This window comes from Methanobacterium sp. (assembly GCA_016222945.1).
Classification (GTDB): domain Archaea; phylum Methanobacteriota; class Methanobacteria; order Methanobacteriales; family Methanobacteriaceae; genus Methanobacterium_D.
Genome location: JACRPY010000002.1, coordinates 415,511 through 435,265, shown reverse-complemented (window position 1 = coordinate 435,265; position 19,755 = coordinate 415,511). Strand labels below are relative to the sequence as shown.

At 31.7% G+C, this 19,755-nt stretch carries 23 protein-coding genes; 19 read left to right on the top strand and 4 right to left on the bottom strand.

From position 1 onward, the window contains the following. Positions 1-242: 242 nt before the first annotated feature. The 7 genes from HZC47_02325 to HZC47_02295 all read left to right on the top strand — a co-directional run bounded on the left by HZC47_02325 (position 243) and on the right by HZC47_02295 (position 7,322). Complete coding sequence (locus HZC47_02325) at positions 243-3,197, top strand: PAS domain-containing protein (protein MBI5679717.1); 2,955 nt, start codon at positions 243-245, stop codon at positions 3,195-3,197. Between the two features lie 54 nt (positions 3,198-3,251). Beyond that, complete coding sequence (locus tag HZC47_02320) at positions 3,252-4,454, top strand: PAS domain-containing protein (GenBank protein ID MBI5679716.1); 1,203 nt, start codon at positions 3,252-3,254, stop codon at positions 4,452-4,454. 127 nt (positions 4,455-4,581) lie between these two features. Beyond that, positions 4,582-5,049, top strand: coding sequence for a pyridoxamine 5'-phosphate oxidase family protein (locus HZC47_02315; protein MBI5679715.1), 468 nt, complete (start codon positions 4,582-4,584; stop codon positions 5,047-5,049). Positions 5,050-5,068: 19 nt separating this feature from the next. After that, positions 5,069-5,668, top strand: coding sequence for an NAD(P)H-dependent oxidoreductase (locus HZC47_02310; GenBank protein ID MBI5679714.1), 600 nt, complete (start codon positions 5,069-5,071; stop codon positions 5,666-5,668). 12 nt (positions 5,669-5,680) lie between these two features. Further along, a complete protein-coding gene (locus HZC47_02305; protein MBI5679713.1) occupies positions 5,681-6,184 on the top strand; it encodes a hypothetical protein in 504 nt (167 codons plus the stop codon). Positions 6,185-6,275: 91 nt separating this feature from the next. Next, entirely contained in the window at positions 6,276-6,602 is a 327-nt protein-coding gene (locus tag HZC47_02300) for a hypothetical protein (GenBank protein ID MBI5679712.1), read from the top strand. 63 nt (positions 6,603-6,665) lie between these two features. Continuing rightward, positions 6,666-7,322: a DUF5612 domain-containing protein gene (locus HZC47_02295; protein ID MBI5679711.1), complete on the top strand. Its 657-nt coding sequence runs from the start codon at positions 6,666-6,668 to the stop codon at positions 7,320-7,322. 30 nt (positions 7,323-7,352) lie between these two features. On the opposite strand, the gene HZC47_02290 is transcribed toward HZC47_02295, so the two are convergent. Further along, positions 7,353-7,637, bottom strand: coding sequence for a hypothetical protein (locus HZC47_02290; GenBank protein MBI5679710.1), 285 nt, complete (start codon positions 7,635-7,637; stop codon positions 7,353-7,355). Positions 7,638-7,833: 196 nt separating this feature from the next. On the opposite strand from HZC47_02290, the gene HZC47_02285 reads away from it, so the two are divergent. From HZC47_02285 to HZC47_02270, 4 genes are read left to right on the top strand one after another with little or no spacing between them, the layout of a single operon-like run. Continuing rightward, positions 7,834-8,025 (top strand): hypothetical protein, encoded by a 192-nt coding sequence (locus tag HZC47_02285; protein MBI5679709.1) that lies wholly within the window; start codon positions 7,834-7,836, stop codon positions 8,023-8,025. 57 nt (positions 8,026-8,082) lie between these two features. Further along, entirely contained in the window at positions 8,083-8,595 is a 513-nt protein-coding gene (locus tag HZC47_02280; protein ID MBI5679708.1) for a hypothetical protein, read from the top strand. 47 nt (positions 8,596-8,642) lie between these two features. Continuing rightward, complete coding sequence (locus tag HZC47_02275; GenBank protein MBI5679707.1) at positions 8,643-8,858, top strand: ferredoxin; 216 nt, start codon at positions 8,643-8,645, stop codon at positions 8,856-8,858. A gap of 14 nt (positions 8,859-8,872) precedes the next feature. Beyond that, positions 8,873-9,193 carry a cupin domain-containing protein gene (locus HZC47_02270; protein MBI5679706.1) on the top strand — a complete coding sequence of 107 codons (321 nt, stop codon included), beginning with the start codon at positions 8,873-8,875 and terminating at the stop codon, positions 9,191-9,193. Positions 9,194-9,293: 100 nt separating this feature from the next. On the opposite strand, the gene cas4 is transcribed toward HZC47_02270, so the two are convergent. From cas4 to HZC47_02255, 3 genes are all read right to left on the bottom strand, one after another. Continuing rightward, positions 9,294-10,112, bottom strand: coding sequence for a CRISPR-associated protein Cas4 (cas4, locus tag HZC47_02265; protein MBI5679705.1), 819 nt, complete (start codon positions 10,110-10,112; stop codon positions 9,294-9,296). 203 nt (positions 10,113-10,315) lie between these two features. Further along, positions 10,316-11,599, bottom strand: coding sequence for a homoserine dehydrogenase (locus tag HZC47_02260; GenBank protein ID MBI5679704.1), 1,284 nt, complete (start codon positions 11,597-11,599; stop codon positions 10,316-10,318). A gap of 133 nt (positions 11,600-11,732) precedes the next feature. Then, complete coding sequence (locus tag HZC47_02255; GenBank protein ID MBI5679703.1) at positions 11,733-12,758, bottom strand: DNA polymerase subunit beta; 1,026 nt, start codon at positions 12,756-12,758, stop codon at positions 11,733-11,735. A gap of 82 nt (positions 12,759-12,840) precedes the next feature. Here HZC47_02255 and HZC47_02250 point away from each other — a divergent pair, with 82 nt between their 5' ends. The 8 genes from HZC47_02250 (at position 12,841) to HZC47_02215 (ending at position 19,744) form a co-directional block, all read left to right on the top strand. After that, a complete protein-coding gene (locus HZC47_02250; protein MBI5679702.1) occupies positions 12,841-13,221 on the top strand; it encodes a DUF296 domain-containing protein in 381 nt (126 codons plus the stop codon). Positions 13,222-13,293: 72 nt separating this feature from the next. Further along, positions 13,294-15,480, top strand: coding sequence for a DUF2254 domain-containing protein (locus HZC47_02245; GenBank protein ID MBI5679701.1), 2,187 nt, complete (start codon positions 13,294-13,296; stop codon positions 15,478-15,480). A 42-nt stretch (positions 15,481-15,522) separates the two neighbouring features. Then, positions 15,523-16,095: a DUF366 family protein gene (locus HZC47_02240; GenBank protein ID MBI5679700.1), complete on the top strand. Its 573-nt coding sequence runs from the start codon at positions 15,523-15,525 to the stop codon at positions 16,093-16,095. A gap of 30 nt (positions 16,096-16,125) precedes the next feature. Further along, positions 16,126-16,608, top strand: coding sequence for a 6-carboxytetrahydropterin synthase (locus tag HZC47_02235; protein MBI5679699.1), 483 nt, complete (start codon positions 16,126-16,128; stop codon positions 16,606-16,608). Between the two features lie 18 nt (positions 16,609-16,626). Beyond that, the gene (locus HZC47_02230; protein ID MBI5679698.1) at positions 16,627-17,328 is read left to right on the top strand and encodes a 7-carboxy-7-deazaguanine synthase QueE; all 702 of its coding nucleotides are present in this window, start codon (positions 16,627-16,629) and stop codon (positions 17,326-17,328) included. Positions 17,329-17,338: 10 nt separating this feature from the next. Then, positions 17,339-17,905, top strand: a complete 567-nt coding sequence (locus HZC47_02225) for a CBS domain-containing protein (GenBank protein ID MBI5679697.1) — start codon at positions 17,339-17,341, stop codon at positions 17,903-17,905. Next, the gene (locus tag HZC47_02220) at positions 17,902-18,714 is read left to right on the top strand and encodes a CBS domain-containing protein (GenBank protein ID MBI5679696.1); all 813 of its coding nucleotides are present in this window, start codon (positions 17,902-17,904) and stop codon (positions 18,712-18,714) included. The genes HZC47_02225 and HZC47_02220 overlap by 4 nt, the downstream gene beginning before the upstream one ends. Positions 18,715-18,802: 88 nt before the next feature. Further along, the gene (locus HZC47_02215; protein ID MBI5679695.1) at positions 18,803-19,744 is read left to right on the top strand and encodes a CBS domain-containing protein; all 942 of its coding nucleotides are present in this window, start codon (positions 18,803-18,805) and stop codon (positions 19,742-19,744) included. Positions 19,745-19,755 lie beyond the last annotated feature (11 nt).

Here is a 19,755-nt window from a genome sequence, read left to right as displayed (position 1 = left end):
TTAACTAACATTCGTTCGTATAGTTAAGTTGATGAAAGTAGTATATAAAACTAACGTTCGTTAGTATAATTTGTGTGTAAAAAATTAACATGAAAGTTAAAACTTGGAAAATATGGAAATAAAAAATAAATTAATATATTAATTCTTTTTCTCGACATTTATATTAATTAATAAATCCAAATATACATATCAGGAAACTTTTGTATCTTGATAACTTTTTATTGTCATTTTAAGGAGGTTTCATGAGCAAAAAAAATAAAGGCAAATTAAATGGTGAAAAAAAGGAGGAATCATTAAACAAATTTCCAGTAGTTGCTATCGGAGCATCGGCTGGAGGTTTTGATGCTCTTAAAAAGTTTTTCACTGCAATGCCTCCAAATACAGGTATGGCTTTTATCCTGGTACAGCATCTAGACCCCGCCCATGAAAGTACTCTGGTGGACCTTATGGGAAGGTACACTCCTCTAAAAGTGCTTCAGGCCACAGATGGAATGAAAGTAGAGCCTGAACATCTGTATATCATCCCTCCCAACCGAGATATGGGAATGATGAATGGAACTCTCCAGTTAATAGAACCCTCAGAACCACACGGGCTTCGATTGCCTATTAATTTCTTTTTTAATAATTTAGCTGAGGATCAAAAGGAAAATTCCATTGCCATAATCTTTTCTGGATATGGAAGTGATGGTACAATGGGTTTAAAATCCATAAAAGCTGTTTCAGGGATGGTTATGGTTCAAGATCCCCAAACCGCTGATTCAGATAGCATGCCTGTTAGTGCCATAGAAACTGGTCTGGTGGATTTTATTTTGCCCCCAGAGGAAATGCCTGAAAAACTGATTTCCTACACTAAATCTGCCCAAAAAAACATTGCAAAAATTTATACCCCTAAAGAAGAAACTAAAAAAACGTTGCAAAAAATCTTTATGCTCATTAGAAATAGAACAGGACATGATTTTTCTTACTACAAAGAAAATACAATTTACAGGCGAATTAATAGACGGATGAATGTCCATCAAATAGAAAACATGCCTCTTTACCTCCGTTATTTACATGAAAGTCCATATGAAATTGATATTTTGTTTAAAGAACTTTTAATTAATGTTACCAATTTTTTCAGGGATGATGCAGCATTTGATGCTCTTAAAAATAATATAAGGAAATTAATTGAACTAAAATCAGATGTAGATAATATTAGAGTATGGGTTCCCGGCTGTTCAAGTGGTGAGGAAGTTTATTCTATAGCTATTACTATTCAGGAGTTAATAGAAGAATCCGGGAAAAATCTGGATGTGCAAATTTTCGGTACGGATATTGATATGGATGCCATAACATTAGCCCGTTCAGGAACCTATTCTACCACAATAGCATCAGATATTAGCTCTAAACGTTTGCAAAAATATTTTATAAAAAAGGACAATCTTTTTGTTATTAGAAATGATATCCGGGAAATGGCAGTCTTTGCTCCCCACGATGTTATTAAAGACCCTCCCTTCACCAAACTGGATATTCTATCCTGCCGAAACCTTTTGATCTACCTTAACAGCGAGGCACAGCAAAAAGCACTTTCTAATTTCAATTATGCCATTAATAATGATGGAATTCTATTTTTAGGTCCTTCAGAAAGTGTAGGGGAATTTATTGATGCTTTTACCCTGTTAGACAAAAAGTGGAAAGTATTTAAATGTGTTAAATCCACAGAATTTGTGCGCAGATATGTAAATGTCCATCCTATAACTCGAACTATCCCTGTAACACATTTAGACACTGAAATGGCCCTTAAACCTACAAAAAATAGCAATGTAGCATTAAATATTTCCAGCTTAGTTGAAAAGGAGCTTTTAGATATCTATGTCCCTCCTTCTGCAATAATAACAGATTTAGGTGAAATTTTATATATACATGGTCGTTTAGGGAATTATCTGGAGCCTGCCCCTGGAAAGGCCATGCTAAATATTATGGATATGGCACGGGAAGGTTTGAAGTTTGAATTGAATTCAGCCATCCAAAAAGCAGTTTCCAAAAAAAGTGAAGTAATACTGGAAGGTTTGCGGGTGAAAAACAATGGAAGCCATGTTATCGTTAACCTCGAGGTAAAACCTTTGAAACATGAATCTACTAAAGGATTGTTAATTGTTTCTTTTGAGGATGTTCAACTGCAGGAAGATATTCTAGAAGATAAAATAGTATTGGATATGACTAGCAAGGGTGATGAAAGAATCAGGGAATTGGAGGGTGAGTTGAAGTTAACTAAGGAACGTTTGAACGTTACAATTGAAGAGATGAGAAGTTCAAATGAAGAGCTTAGATCAGCTAATGAAGAACTTCAATCCATGAATGAGGAAGCTCAAAGTAGTAATGAAGAATTAGAAACCTCTAAAGAGGAATTGCAGTCCATTAACGAGGAGATGGTCACGGTTAATAACGAGTTGCAGCTGAAAATTGATGAGTTGTCCCGGACCCAGGATGATATGAACAATCTCTTTAACAGTACTGAAATCGCCACTATATTTCTGGATAATGATCTAAATATCCGGCGCTTCACCAAAGAAGCCACTAAATTAATAAACATGATTGAATCTGATGTAGGACGCCCTATCTCAGATATTGTCTCCAATTTAAAATATGATAGATTGATTGATGACATCAAACAGGTTACAGATAGAGTAACCTCTAAAGAAATAGAATTGCAAACAAAAGATGGAGAATGGTTTAAAACCAGAATAATGCCTTATAAAACATCTAAAAATCTCATTGACGGAACAGTAATTACCTTTAACAATATTAGCCAGAGTAAAAGGCAGTTAAACGATGCCAAGGATGCACTGAAACTGGCAAATAGTGTGATTCAAACGGTGCGTGAATCATTATTGGTGTTGGATAATGAGATGAGAGTGGTTTCCGCCAACAGCTCATTCTATAAAACATTTGCTGTTACTCCTGAAGAAACCACCAATAAAATTTTTTACGATTTAGGGGGTAAACAATGGGATATACCTGCACTGCGGAGTCTGTTAGAGGATATACTCCCAAAGAAAAAAAAATTGCATGATTATGTGGTGGAACATGATTTTCCAAATATAGGGCGTAGAAAAATTGTTTTAAATGCCCGCCAAATTTATCAGGAAGGTAAAGGCACTGATATGATTTTACTGGCAATGGAAAATGTAACCGGCCAGGATAAGAAACACTTTTGAAAAAATAATAAATTATTTAATTTAAATTTTCTCATTTGTTGAGGTAGTGTTTTTATGAGGGAAAACAAGTACGGGGGAAAGTTTGAAGACCTCCGCATGAAAGCAGAAGAATCATTAACCGAAAAAAAGGGACCTTCAACTAATCTAGTGCTTGAAATTGATGAACTTATCCACGAATTAGAAGTTCACCAGATTGAGCTTGAGATGCAGAATGAAGACCTTATAAAAACTCAGATTGAGTTAGAAGCTTCAAGAAAGGATTATTATGAACTATATGATTTCGCCCCTGTAGGCTATTTGATTCTTGATAAAAAAGGGATTATAAAGAGAATAAACCTTGCTGGAGCTAAAATTCTGGGAAAACCCCGAAAATACCTGATTGATGAAGCTTTTATCCGTTTTATAGCACCTTCTTATCAAAAAACATTTCATGATCACATTCAAGAAATCAAAAAAACCCACCTTAAAAAACAATGCCAAATCGAGTTGATAACCGCAAATGAAATTCCTCTTTTTGTCTCCTTAGATACTGTTGTTGTTTTTAATGAAAAAGGAGATTATAAAGAATTTAGAATCATATTAACTGACATCAGTGAAAATAAAAAAATGGAGAGGGAGATGGAAAATTCCTTAAAAGAGAAGGAGTTACTCCTTAAAGAGATCCATCATCGAGTGAAAAACAATATGCAAATCATCTCCAGTCTTTTGAATCTTCAAAAAAATTATGTTGAAGGCGAAGAATCTTTAAATATACTACAAGAAAGCCAAAATCGAGTTAAATCCATGGCCATGATCCATGAAAAACTGTACAAATCAAAGAAATTAACCCATATTAATATTAAAGATTATATTCAAAGTTTAGTTTCAGATTTGTCCTACTTTTACGGCGCTATAGAAAACAATATCAACGCCATTACAGAAATTGATGACATTAAACTAAATCTTGAAACAGCAATTCCCTTTGGCCTAATCATCAATGAACTCGTCTCCAACAGCCTAAAATACGCATTCACCAACAAAAAACAGGGAGAAATCAAAGTATCCTTTAAAACTCACGGCCAAAAATATGAACTAATCATCAGCGATGATGGAATAGGAATCCCCAAAGACATTGACTTTAAAAACACAGATTCACTTGGTCTGCAACTGGTAAATAATTTAATTGATCAACTTGATGGGGAGATTGAAATTGAAAAAACCCATGGAACTAAATTTAAGATTAAATTTAAAGAATTAAAGTATGAAACACGGATCTAAAAAGATTTGTTTAAAAAATCATTTTTATTTAAAATACCATTTTAGAATCTTATTTTAGTAGAATATATGCCTCAACTTCATTAGTTTTAAATAAAAGTACAATTTAAATTATTTACGGTGCAAAATAATGAGGAGAAATGATAAAGAAATTAAAGACAAATCTACAATTGAAAGAATATTAAATGACGCTCAAGTATGTAGAATTGCCCTTTGTAATGATAATAAACCTTATATTGTTCCAATGAACTTCGGTTTTAAAGATAATTACATTTACATTCATTCAGCTTGTGAAGGGCGTAAAATAGACATTATAAAAGAAAACAACAACGTATGTTTCGAAGTAGATATTAAACATGAGTTAGTAAAATCAGATAAAACCTGTAATTGGGGAATGAAATATTATAGTGTCATTGGATTTGGAAAAGCAAGATTTATTAATGATAATAATAAAAAAAAGGAAATATTAAACATTATAATGCAAAAATATAGTGAAAATACCCAAAAAACATTTGAATATTCTGATTCTACGTTGAATAAAACAGCCCTAATCCAAATTAAAATAGAACATATTACTGGGAAAAAATCAGGATATTAACATTAAAAGAGCTGATTAAATGGACATACTCGTAATTTTAGGCCATCCAGATAAAGGAAGCTTTAATCATGCCATTGCAGAAACTGTCGTGGCCCAATTAGGAAAAAATGGACATGAAGTTATATTTCATGATTTATTCGCTGAAAATTTTGATCCAATCCTTTTAAGCAAAGAAATCCCTAAAAATGCAGAATTAACTCCATTAATTGAAAAACACTGTCAGGAAATTTCAAACGCTGAAGGAATAATCGTGATTCATCCCAACTGGTGGGGGCAGCCCCCTGCAATTTTAAAGGGATGGATAGACCGTGTAATACGTCCTGGAGTGGCTTATGAATTTTTAGAAGGAGATTCAGGAGAAGGCATTCCTAACGGTCTTTTAAAAGCCGAAACAGCTATTGTTTTTAACACTTCCAACACTTCAAAAGAAAGAGAAACAGATTTATTTAAAGACCCCTTAGAAACAATCTGGAAAAACTGTATCTTCGATCTTTGCGGTGTTAACAAGTTTTACAGGAAAATATACAGAATTGTGGTTACAAGCACTCCCCAAGAACGAGCATTATGGTTAGAAGACGTGGGAAAAACTGTTGATAAGTATTTCCCATATAAAATATAAGAGGTTTTTAAAATGGCAGAGCTTCCTGAAATAATGATTTTAAGCAGGCAAATGAACAACGAACTTAAATCCAAAGAATTTGAATCTGCAGACATAATTCAAGAAAAATGCTTGAATATGGGATCAAATGATTTTAAAAGACAAATTACAGGTAAAACCATTAAAAAAGTTTATAATAAAGGAAAATGGATCTTCTTCGATCTTTCAGATCATTATAATCTGCTTTTAAATCTTGGAATGGGTGCAGACATACTATATTATTCTGGAGGAGAATTTAGAAATGAATATCAATGTCGTTTCAATTTTAGTGATAATTCAGGATTTACATGTAAATTCTGGTGGTTTGGACACGTTGAATTAATTGAAGACCATGAATTAGGAGAACATAAACCAACAAAAGATATTGCAATCTCACCACTGGATCCAGAATTCACTCTCGAATATTTTAAAAGCATCTGCAAAGGTCGTTCTGGAATTAAAAATTTAATATTAAATCAAAAGAAAATTGGCGGTTGAAGGAAATTTGAAATTTTAGAAAATGCTTCGCATTTTCTAACCCCCAAAAACCGAAGTTTTTTGAGGATTTCCTGAACCCCAAAAATAAAAAATTTTTGGAAGTATTGGGAATGTTTATGTCCATGATATCCTATTTAAAGCAAAAATACATCCTCAAATACCTGTTAATACCTTGAATGATTCTCAAATTGATAATTTGTTTGAAATTATGATAGAAAATCTTCAAAAATCATTGAATATAGGCGGATTAATCTATGAAATGGATTTTTATGGAAAAAATGACGGATTTCCTCGGGAAGACTTTTTTGTAGCATACAAAGAAGGAGAAAAATGTCCAGATTGCGGCACTACAATTGAAAAGATTAAAACTGGCAGCACCTCATCTTATATTTGCCCGGACTGTCAAAAGCTCAATTAAATATATTATAAAAAGTAAATAGATAATCTATTAGATTGCACCAAATGTAATTATGTGATTTAAATGGGAAAAATTGCAATAACAATAAAATCAGAAAATAAACCAGGTGTTTTAAGAGATATTACTGATTTAATGGCAAAATGTGGGATGAACATCACTTACATTCATCTTTTCATTGAAAAAGACAGCTCAGCTTCAGTATATATGGAACTGGAAGGCGTAAGAAATGCAGAAGATCTAACAGCTAATATAAGGAAGTTTAAATCAGTAGAAAATATCGAAATTCACCCTTCATTAACTGAAATATATGGAAAAAGAATTATAATAATTGGAGGCGGCGCACAAGTCGCCCAAGTAGCACATGGAGCAATAGTGGAAGCAGACAGACACAATATAAGAGGAGAACGTATTAGTATTGACACCATCCCTCTTGTAGGTGAAACTGAACTTTCAGATGCAGTATCTGCTGCAGGAAGACTTCCACGTATAGAAGCACTTGTTCTTGCAGGATCACTTATGGGGGGCAAAATCTCTAAAGCTGTAAAAGAAATTAAAAAAGAACACGGCGTTACAGTAATAAGCCTTAATATGCCTGGAAGTGTTACAGAATATGCAGATTTGGTAGTTACCGACCCTGTTCAAGCAGGAGTAATGGCCGTTATGGCTGTAGCTGATACAGCTAACTTTAATATTAAAAAAATTAAAGGAAAAAGATTTTAAAGCGAGTAAAAATCGGGATTTTTGAGTGAATTAACTCATTTCTATTGCTCGAATTAATATACTCGCAGCATTTTTTATTTCTGGGTCTTTGATTTCGCCGCTTTCTCTGACTTTAAGGGCCATTTGCAGAACTTTCCGTACATCTTCAGGTTTAAGGTTCTCTGCCATTTGCAGATATGTTTGATCCTCATCAACATCTACTTTTATTTCCTCTTTTTCCATTAATACCAGCATTACTTTACAAGCGCCCATTATATCACCGTTTCCAGCGCTTTCTTGACATTTTCTTATCAATTCCTTAGATTGTGCATCCATTTTAACACCAAATATTATTATGAGCTCCAATGGATTTATAACTGATTATTACTTAAACTTATTTATGTGGTATAGGGCAATTTCTACAATTAACCCTCTCCCCAAATCTAATTTTCAAAATTTTGTTCTACAATATACGAAAATTATTTTTATCACTTGTTTGAAATATTTAATCAAACTTTAAAGAGGATTTTAGATGAACAAAGATGATGAAATTGATAAAGAGTTTGAAGCTCAATTAAAAGGTAAGATGGGTTGGAAATGTTCCTGTTCACTTGATATTATTGATAAAGAATCTTCACTTAAGTCCGTTACATGTAAAAAGTGTGGTAAAACTTTTAAAACAAATAGAAATACTGAATACTGCTTTAAATGTGAAAAAAAGTAAAAATTACTAGGAATTTAAGGAGAATTATACACATATTCATAATAGGAGGGCGAAAATATGGCACCACATTGTGATACGATGGATGGACCCGTAGTTAGTGCTGCAGAAATGGCTTTAGAAATGGAAGATGTTAACTATGTACTCCCATTTGTACCTCAAACTGCCGAAAATGAACTGATAGATGCTTTCGATAAAACTATCGCTGTAAGAGAGCTAAGTGAAGATGTGGGCGAACTTGCAGACTACTGGTTTTTTGAAACTACAGTGCGTCTGCACAGAAAAGGAGAAGGAAAACCTTACGAAGGGCTTAAACCTGGTGGACTTGATTGGGGCCCCGTAATATCAAAAGCTGAAAAAGCAATTGAAGAAGAAGATCCTAAGAAAGTTATTGACTTTTTGAATGAAGCTCTGTATGATGAGATTCAAAAAAGATTTCAAATAGCTGTTTCATTGAAGGATTACAATGTAAATGATGTTTATAGTGCCAGAAAATACGTAAATGCAATGCTTGACTTTGTTCTGTATTCCCATCACCTTTACAAATATATGAAACAAGATGATCATAAATAAAACATGAAAACTCCATTATTAGTAGGATAATTGAATCTGGTGTGAATATGGCAAAAGTAGAAATTGAACGTGTAATGTGTATATCTTGTGGAAACTGTATTGATAACTGCCCTGAAATCTTTGAATATGGAGATGATGGACTTTCAACACTTAAAGACGGAGAAATAGTGGGAGATAATGTTGAAAAAGAATTAGAAAATCCCGGATGCGCAAAAGAGGCAGAAGAAAGCTGTCCAGTATCCATCATACATGTTTATGAATAATTGGAGGTAAACCCATGGAAGATATTAAATCTAAAGTTTTAGAAGTAGAGGGATTGATAGATTATCAGGAAGGCTCTGTTGTAAGCCGTGAAATCATAAGAAAAGAAACAGGAACTGTTACCATATTTGCATTTGATAAAGGAGAAGGTTTAAGCGAACATACTGCTCCTTTCGATGCAATGGTTCAAATTGTTGATGGTGTAGCAAAAATCACCATTTCAGGCAAAGATAACATCTTAAATAAAGGAGATATGATTATAATGCCTGCAAATGAGCCACATGCACTTAAGGCCCTTGAAAAATATAAAATGGTTCTTACAATGATAAGGTCATAATTAACCTTAATCCCTTCCTTTTTTAAAGGTAAATACTTTAAAATTGATTTTTACTCTAAATATATCCTAAAATAGATTTATTTTCAAATATTATTTTTAACTAAGCATATTTAGGTGCGTAATCGCAGATTTCATTGTATTCACATTTTTTGCATTTATTTTTATATATTTTAAATTCTGGAATTTTACCTTTCTCTAACATTTCATTTATAGAATCAAGCATTTCAAAGAGTTTATTATGTAAAATAGAGTTAATTACAACTGGTCTTCTCTCTGCAATTTTATTATAATCCACAAATCCAACAAGAACCTCTTTATTTAATTCATAGTCTATTAAAGCAGCGTAAGCAGCAATTTGTAAGGCATCAGCGAGCCAAACACCGTTACCTGGAGGTATACCTGTTTTTGTCTCAATTGGATAATATATTCCATTGATTATATCTACTTTATCAATAATGCCTCTCAAATTAAGTTCTTCACTTTCAAGAGGAAATTCTAAAAGAGATTGTGGAAAAAAAAGTTCTGAAATCTCAATTCCTCTCTTATTGGTGTTATTTAAAACCCCTTTAATCTTTAAAGCCATTAATTGAGATTGTAATCTTAGATCCTCTTCTAAATTATTGCAAAGATCATTTAAAATCTCGAAATCAATTTTATTCGCTCGGGAGTGCTTATTTGAAATATTTTCTATAAATTGGGGGACTTCATCAAATAAAATATTAAAAATACCATCAACATCAATATTTTCTTTTATATTCCACATATTTCGTTTTGTTATTTCCTCGTAACTCCTTCTTATTTCTTGAGTAATTTTTCCAGCGATCATTTCCTGTGTTTGTGCATTATCATCTTTTGTATGCTTTAAATACATTTTTGCTGGACAATAAATAAATTCTGAGATTGATGAAACCCTTATCATTTTCAAGCACCATTATTAATCATTTAAACTATTGATATTACCATAATAAGTAATATAATATTAAGTTCATATATAATTTTATAAATCTCCTATAAATAATGTATGATCAAATAAATCCTCCAAAATGAAATCATGGAAAAGAATACAATTATAAAATAATAGAAAAATAAGTGGATGAAAAATAAAAAAATTATAGGTTCTAATTAAAGAACTCGGATAAATAGAGTGTCTTTTTTGACAAAATCAAGATTTGCTATCTCTTTTAGAGATTTCCGGATATTTTTCTCAAGAGCTTCATGTGTTACCATGAAAATAGGAACTTCTTGACCTTCATCTTTCTTCTTTTGGCTTACAGACTCTATACTAATATCATAATTACTTAATATGCCAGATATAGTATGTAAAACTCCAGGTTTATCAATTACATTGAGACGTAAGTAATATTTTGAATTTATATCTTCAATATCCTTTATTTTCTTAACTTCTGTATTATTTGGGCCGTAAATATTTTTTCTTTCTGTATTTCCCATTATATCCAGACAATCTCCCACTACAGCGCTTGCTGTTGGCATCATACCTGCACCTTGTCCATACATCATTACAGGACCTACAATATCTCCTACAAGGTAAACTCCATTGAATACATCGTTAACAGATGCAAGGAGATGGTCTTGAGATATTAAAGTCGGATGAACCCTTACTTCAAGTTTTTCACCTTCAATTTTTGAAATTGCAAGTAATTTTATAGAATAACCCATCTCATTTTTGATAAATTCAATATCTTCCTGTTTAATTTTGCTTATTCCTTCAACATGGAATTTATCCTGTTTTACATAAATTCCAAAGCCTAAAATAGTGAGTATAATGAGTTTTTGAGCCGTATCATGACCTTCAATGTCAAATGTTGGGTCTTGTTCTGCATAACCTTTCTCTTGAGCTTCACGCAATACATATTCAAAATCAAGGCCTTCATCAGTCATTTTAGTCAAAATATAGTTTGCAGTTCCATTGATTATCCCATAAATTGACTGAATGTTGTTAGCACCTAAACTTTCGTTTAATGGTCCCAGTAACGGAATTCCTCCACCTACACTTGCTTCAAAACAGATTCTCACATGGTTTTTGTTTGCAGTTTCCAGGATTTCTTCCCAGTGTTTAGCAAGTAACGCTTTATTAGCAGTTACTACATGCTTTTTATTTTCCATAGCCTTTAAAATAAAACTTTTAGCAGGTTCATAACCTCCAATAAGCTCTATTACTATATCAATTTCTGGATCATCGAGAATATCATTAACATCTGTTGATAAAATGTTTTTATCTACTTCAACACCCCTATCTGTTTTAATATCCAGATCAACAACTTTTTTAAGCCTAATTTTAGTTCCTACTTTCTGTTCCATGAGATCTAAATTTCGATTAAAGGTCTCTACAACCCCTGCGCCTATTGTTCCAAAGCCTATAAGCCCGATATTGTAAATATTTTTCATAAAACGCCTCCTTAAGTAAAAGTTAATTCAATTAAAAAAATTATTTTCAAAATTATATCCATTGTTAATTATTTATTTTTATTAAAACCTTTCTTTCAGCCGGCAAAATCGTTGATTTTGCAAGCTATGATTTTTAACGAGACAAAATTGAAAATTTTGTCAGTTTGATATATTCATCAATAGATTCCCTTGTTGTTCCCACAACAAGTCTGTATCTCGTATCTGGACCAATAACTTTTTCTAATCTACCTTTTGCAATTATTTCTTCGTTATCTTTTGCCTGTCCAGAGTAAGTATGTGTAAATGATGCAATTTCCGTTATTGGAACTTTTAAACCTTCTAAAATATTAAGATCTTCTATTTTATAAACTGCAGGGTTGTCAAATGCCCCTATTGCATCAGATACCGTGCATTCAATTAATGCCTGGCCTAAATGCTCAAATTCCTCTTCTCCATATTTTCCCTTAATTTCATCCCAATCACGCGTTGCAAGAATATCAAAAAGAACCCCATCAATTACTCCACGGTTATTTTTACGTTGTTCATACCATTGGAATTCTTCATAGCTTAAAGATGAATCTTTTATTCGCTTTTGGTATAATCTCACCCAATATTCATCACTTATACTTTTTAAATCACTTTTATCTTTAATTTCTCCAAATGTATCCATTGCTTTCTTGTGATTTTTAAGCCCATAAATCACGAAATCGATATCAGAAACGTTTTGATCATATAATCCTGGTAAAATTGAGCCAGAAACTCCCATCTTGGAATAAGGAATATCTGCATGATTATGGAAAATATCTGCTAATTTTACAGCTTTTTTAAATAATTCATTGTTATTAAAATCTTCCATAATCTCTTTAAGACGTTCTTCAGGTTTTAATATTTTTTCGACCTTATTAAAGGGTACACCCATCATTTTGAGATCTTTTTTATCAAGATCAAAAAGATATTCAGTATATTTACTACTTAAAAAATCATAAGCCTGGTTAGAATCAACTTTAGAGTATCTTTTACCATTTTTAGACCGTTCACCATTTTGATCAGGTATATACCTTAAAAAAGCCAGAATTTTGCCTTCTGGATGTAGATAAGATGTTGTAGCGAAGAATAAATCATCCTTTGTATATATGAAATCTCTTGTTCTTGCTCTCATAAATTGTATTTAATTTTGAATAGTATAAATAGATACAGCTTATAAAAATGTAAAATGGGATCAATTAAACAAGAGTTTAAAAATGATAATCTTTAGATTAAAACCTAAAAAAGACCTTAAACAGGGAATTATTGATATATTAAATGAAAAACAGATTAAATCCGGGATAATAATCTGTATTGTAGGTAGTTTAAATTCAGCCACCCTAAGAATGGCTGACAGCACTATAAAGACATTCAAAGGGCCTTTTGAAATTGTATCCTCCCAAGGAACAGTATCTGAAAACGGAATTCACATCCACATCGCTGTTTCAGATACAGAAGGCCATACAGTTGGTGGACATTTACGTAAAGGATGCATAATTAACACTACTGCAGAAATATGCATGTTAAAGTCTGATTTACATTTAAAAAGAGTTTTTGATCCAGATACTGGTTACAAAGAGCTTGTAGTTGAAGATTAAATTAGAAGTGAAATAATTAATTTAGAAAATCAGTTATATTAGATTATTACAATTTATCTTTGGGAGATTCAATTGAATGATTTAAACATCTTTTTTGAAAAGACATATAAACCTAAAGGAATCTTTTTAATATCAATCATTGTTCTTATTTTAGTATTTTTATTATTTTCTACGAATTTAGACCCATTAAATCTTTATAGTACTATTTTACAAAGTTTAGCTGCATTATTAGCCATTATAACAGCATTTACCCTAATTGCAGTGCAATTATCTTCCCAAACTTATAGTCCTCGAATCTTAAAAATGTTTATAAGCCTTAAAAATAAAACATTTTGGAGATTAATAACCCTATACCTTTTTTCAATGTTTTATTGCTTAATACTATTAATTATTCAGCCAAAAGATGCTATTTTAGAATTAAAAGATATAATTTTTGTTAATATTGGATTTTTATTAGCTTTTTGGTGTTATATGGCAATTCCTTATTATATTGTCGCTACAATTGATAGACTCAAACCAGAAGAAGTAATTAAGGATTTAAATACTGAAATTAATCCCTCTTTAATTAAAAAAATTTCAGAATATGGGAATAACAAATTTATTCCACAAAATTTCACCGATATTGATCATATACCTCCAGAAGATGACCCGCTTATTCCTTTAATCGATATTATAATCGGAGCTATCAAAGAAGGGCATATGCACACCGCTGAAAATGGTTTAAGAGATTTAGGCAATTCTTTTTACAAATTAATTAATGAAGGCGTGATAACTGAAAATAACGGCAAATATACTTATAAATATTTATTAGAGCATTTAGAGAGAGTTAAGGTAACAGCCATAAAAAATAATGATTCTAAAACTGTTAGATTATTAATTCAAATAATTGACAAAATCGGATCTTCTATTTCTAAAAAAGTTCCGGAATGCCACACTTTTTCATTGGAATTTTTAGGAGAAATATCATCAGATATCATTGGAATAGGATTTGAAAATGAAGCCTTATACTTGATAAAGATATACGAGTCCTTAATAATTAAATATTTAAATAAAATAAATGTAAAAGACCGTGCACCCTGGCATTTATACATTTACATGGTAATAACCGATTTAAACAGCATATGGATTAGCTCTACAGAAAAAAACGAAATCAATATTAAAAAAACGTTAGAATTTACTTTAACTAATATTTTTGAAAAAATGATTAAAACTAAATTTATTGAACCTCTTGATAATGAAATATTCTTTATTATGGATTTTGGGATTCAATCTTTAGAAATAAACCCAAATATGCTTGATATTATTTTTAAAAAATTAAAATACATTTATATCCTCCTATTTACTAATTATATTTTAAAATATGACTCTGATAACAATTTAGCACATTCTAATGCTTTAATAATTAATATTGTAGAATCTTTGAAAAATATAGGTCAAGAATCTTTAGATAAGAATAAACAAGACCTTCAAATTGGCCCTTATATCCCTATTGAAGAGATAATTGTCTTAAAAAATTCCATTATAACAAAAGTAATTATTATTTTAAAAGATATTGCATTATCATACTTAAATGAAGACATTTATACAAAAACTGCCGTAAAATACCATGGAAAATATCAAGAGATTATAATGAGAATTATAAATTATATTAGCGTGTTTTCCTTTGAATTAATAGATAAAAAATCCAATTCTGTCAGTGATGCCATGGAATTACTATATTCTTTTATTGAACCTTTATCATCAAATAATAAATTAAAAAAACTAGAAATTGCATCAGAAATACTTGAAACGTTTAACGAAATGTGTTTTAGACTAATAAACAATAAATCAATAAATAAAATTTCTGAATGTGCAGAATACCTTAAAAAAATTAGCCAATGGGCAGATAAACACCAAATGCCCATTATAAAAATGAATGCGATAAGATATTTAGGAATTATAGGTTTAAACTTAGTTAAATCAGAAATATTTATTAATGATTTAAGAAAAGTTATCATACATTTAGAAGAAATAACATTCGAAAATATAGGGAATAACTCTACCAAATGCGTTGAACTTTCTTTAAACCTACTAAAAAAAATAGGCAATGAAATGGTTAAAGAAAAAGTTAATAAATCAGAACTCAGGAGTTTTCATGAATTTTACATTACAATTCAACAAGAACTTAAGAAAGCTAAAATGCATCAACTCTTGGAAGACTACAGGAAATGGGTAGAATTACTTAATAAAAAATTAGATGACAATGAGTTTTATGGATAAAAATAATTAGAAGATACTACATACAAATAATTAAGTGAAACTATGGAATATAAAAAAATTGAAGAACCATTACTTTACGATGGAAGCCAAATCCAACCATTTTGGGCTTTTAAAGAATTTAAAGTTAAGGGATCAAGTATTTTAGCATGGCACGGCCCTATGGAAATTGAAGCTGAAAAAATAATTGATTACGAGGATATTGGACTTGAAATAAAATCAAGTGAAATGGTACATTTTATAATTGAACATTTTGATATTCAGCCTGCAGATATAAGAACATGTTACCACCGCCAAAGATTATTTGTAACGATTGTTAAGGATGTTTTAGGAGAATTAGGAATTGGAACTAACCGTGAAGGTGACGATCTCTATTTTGAAGGTAATAAACTCAGTGTTTCAATAGCTACATGCTCAAATAGCAGTATGAAAATACATTTTGGCATGAATATCACAAATAAAGGCACACCAATTGATGTAGATACAATAGGGCTTTTAGAATGCAAAAAAGATTTGGATAATAGCCAGATAAATGAGTTAACCAATAAAATATCCCAAAATTATATTAATGAAATTGAGTCTATTGAAGAAGATATTACTAAAACCAAAGTTTTTTAAAATTAATAATATGTTATGAAGGTCATCAAAATGAAAATAGAAATTAATGGAATTCACGCTAACTTAAGATTCTCATCAGCACACATGATACCCCTCCACGAATCATGCGGAGGAATACATGGACATTCTTACATTGTTGATCTGGTTATTGAAGGAGAAAGAAGTGGAGAGTTTGGCTTTGTTGTTGATTTTAAAAAAGCCAAAACCATCGTCCGCGATATGTGTTCAAAACTGGATCATAAAGTTTTAATCCCATGTAATAGCGATGTTGTTGAATTTACGCATAAAGACAATGACTCATTAGAATTTACTGTAGGAAAAAAGGATTATAAACTCCCTTTAGAAGATTGCTGTCTTTTACCACTTAAATCCACCTCTGCAGAGGATCTGGCGGAATACTTTGCCGAGGAAATATTTAAATACTTAGAAAAGATATATAATAACCTCTCAAGTGTTCAAATTTGTGTTAATGAAGGTATTGGACAAGGTGCCTACTTTCAAAAGTCCGCATAACAATCGATGGTCAAACAAATGAAAGCTCACATAAATGAGATTTTTTCAAGTATTCAAGGCGAAGGGAAATTAATTGGAAGAAGACAAGTCTTTGTAAGATTTTCTGGATGCAATCTCGACTGCAACTACTGCGACACTCCACAAAGCCAAAATCCTGAATTTGGACCTGTTTACAGCGAAGAAGAACTTTTTAATTCTGTAGATAAATTAATAACTCCTGATTTTCATTCTATTTCAATTACTGGCGGTGAACCATTATTACACGCCGATTTTATTAAATCTTTTTTAGAAAAATATGATTTTAACTGTTTATTAGAGACTAACGGCTCATTACCTGCTAATTTAGGTAAAATAGCCAGTTTAATTAATTATGCATCGGTAGATATTAAATTACCAGAACATCAATCCACTTCTAACTGGGATAAGCTATTTAAAAACGAATTGAAATCACTAAATCTATTAATAGATGAGGAGATAAATACATATTGTAAGATAGTTATAATGCCCTCCACAAAAGTGGGTATAATAGAGTCAATAGCTTCAAAAATACATGATGAAATTTCAGATGTTTCCAACCTATCAATGGTTATCCAGCCGTCAGCCCCGCTGGATAAATGGGTAAATGAAAGTAAGAAACTATTTGAAATTTCTCAAACGGCAGGAGAATATTTAGACGTTTTAACAATACCTCAAGTTCATAAAATTCTTAGAATTAGATAGGAGGTTTAAAATGGGAATGGATCCAAATGTAACCGTAAATGATGCAATGACCACCAATGTAATTACTGTAAGTCCCCAATCCAGCGTTGCAGATGCTGCCTATTTGATGGCCCAAAAGGAAGTGGGTTGTTTAATAGTAAAACAAAACGACAAACCTGAAGGAATAATCACAGAAAGTGATATTATAAACAAAGTCGTTGCCAATGACATCAAGGCCAGTGCAATAAAGATCGATGATGTAATGACTAAAAACCTCATAAAAATCGATCCAGGAAGAGAATTGAACGAAGCCGCAAGATTCATGTCAAAAATGAATATAAGAAGGCTTGCAGTAGTACAAAAAGGAAAACTTAGAGGAATATTAACTGCAAAAGATATTATGGTAGTTTCTCCAGAACTGACCGAAATTCTGGTTGAAAATGCAAGGATGGAAACCCAAACTGATTTTAATGGCGAAGAACCACCTGTCCCTGGTGTTTGTGAAACATGTGGGAACTTTATGGAGTATTTAGACGAAATAGATGGAAAATTTGTCTGTGAGGAATGTAAAGAAGATTTAGAAGGTGATTTAACTTGAACAATGTTGTGGATGTTATGACACCTAATCCAGTAACCGTTTCTATAAATACATATGCAACTAAAGTAAGGTCTATTTTAAGGGATGAAAGCTTCAGATGTGTTCCAGTAGTATCAGGAAGTCATCTTGAAGGTCTGATAACCCGTGGAGATATGATGAACATCTCTGCAACAAAATCAAATATAGAAGCTCGGGGGATAATGGAAACACCTAAAGTAATTGCAACACCAGACATGGAAGTTAAAGAAATTGGAAAAAAAATACTGGATGCAGAAATTGTCCAAGCCCCTGTTATCAAGGCTGAAGAAGATATGACACTTGTAGGGATAATAAGTGTTGCAGACATTCTTGAAAATTTGCTAAATCAAGATTTAAAACCTCAAAATAAGAATATAAATGAAATAACAACAAAAAATGTTGTTACATGTAATTACGACGATCCATTATCAAAAGTATGGACTAAAATGGACGATAGTGGATTTTCAGGGCTTCCTGTGATAAAAAATAATAAAATAATGGGTATGATTACCCGTAAAGATATTATAAACTCAGGAAATGTGAGAATATCTAAAGATGGAGCAAATAAACAATCTCCCAAAGTAGAAAGCATTATGCGAACTCCTCCTGTTGTTATAACTGGAGATAAGGATATTAAGGAAGCCGCAAAACTAATGATTAAGTATAATATTGGACGGTTACCCGTGGTTAACAATCCAATATATATAAAAAAGGAACCCGAAAGAGTAAAAGAAGCTGATCTTGTTGGTATAATTACAAGAGAAGATATTCTAGGGTCGTATGTAAATTGATTTTTAAAACCCACTTGCTAAATTTATTTAATTCAGATTTATTTTTTAGAGATAACTTTAGTTTTTCACTTTCATGTGAGGTGTACTGATGAGAAGAAAAGAACTAATAAATGTAGTAAAATCTAGAGAAAGAGCTCCACTGGAGTTTGAAACCCATATAGCAGAACACGACGGCGATATCATGAGTATCGCCAAAAAAGAAGTAGTTACAGTACCTCAAAGCGCTACCATCAAAGAATCCGCCGAAATAATGGTAAAAAACAAATTCAGAAGGCTCCCAGTAACAGACCCTGGGACTGGAAAAATTCTGGGAATAGTAACATCCATGGATATACTTGACTTTTTAGGGGGTGCAGATAAATACCAAATTTTAGAAAAAAAACACGAAGGTAACTTCTTATCTGCAATAAACGAACCTGTAAAAGAGATTATGGCCCGGGAAGTAGAAGTATTAAGTTATAAAAGTTCCATGGGAGATGCAGTCTCAAAAATGCTTGAAAAAAAAGTTGGTGCACTGCCCATAGTTGATTCAGATGAAAAGATTGTAGGTATAGTTTCAGAAAGAGATTTTGCGCTGCTTCTTTCAGGAGTTTTGACAGATGCCGTGGTTGAAGATTTCATGACCAAAAAAGTTATAAAAACAACCCCTGGAACAAGAATAGAAGGCGCAACTAAAATAATGGTTAGAAACAGGTTAAGAAGAATTCCGGTAGTTGGAAAAGAACTCAAAACACCCAAACCTGAAAATAACAAACTTGTGGGGATAATAACCTCAACAGACATTGTAAAATTCTTTGGAAACAACTCTGCATTTGATAAAATTAAAACAAACCATGAAAATGAAGTTTTAAACACCCAAATTACAGACATAATGGAGAAAAGCGTAATTACAACAGACATATATGCCAAATTAGGTGATGTAGCCAATATAATGGAAAAAAAAGGTATTGGAGGGCTTCCAGTAGTTAGAAATGATGAATTACTTGGTATAATTACAGAAAGTGATATTCTAAAGGCAATAGGTAAATAAAAATCAATTAT